Source organism: Telluria sp. AZSoR62 (assembly GCF_058111565.1).
This window is the reverse complement of record NZ_JBYTST010000159.1, coordinates 1-351: the sequence shown is the minus strand read 5'-3', so window position 1 is coordinate 351 and position 351 is coordinate 1. Positions and strand designations below refer to the sequence as shown.

Annotated in this window: 1 protein-coding gene; it reads right to left on the bottom strand. The window is 51.0% G+C overall.

Translation table 11 applies throughout. The features are described 5' to 3' along the window. A partial coding sequence (locus AC3XQU_RS23330; protein ID WP_489876530.1) for a hypothetical protein occupies nucleotides 1-351 on the bottom strand: 351 nt, incomplete at both ends.

The following is a 351-nucleotide window of genomic DNA, read 5'->3' as shown; positions in this document are numbered from 1 at the left end:
GGTGTTTGCCCTTTCCAGATGACCTGCCACCTCGCTTGGTGACAGGCGCGGAATCTTGCTCTGTTTCAAATCCTAGCGAGCTTTGATGACCTGAAGACGGTGGTGGGTTCGCGCCTGACAACATGTCTCTGGCTTTGCTAGCCAGCGTTAGCAGCCCATCTAGAGCGGCCTTGAGCTCTAGGTTGTTAGCTTCAAGTTTTTGCCGAGCAACGTCGGCACCCTTCGGGCTGACCGGAATGTTCAATCGCAACTGGCAACTTGCTCCTGGCATGATTTCTATTGAAAGTACTCTAGGGTAAAGCTTGGGTATTTGTGAAAATGAGCTCTCTCCGAATACATCTGTTCTCCATA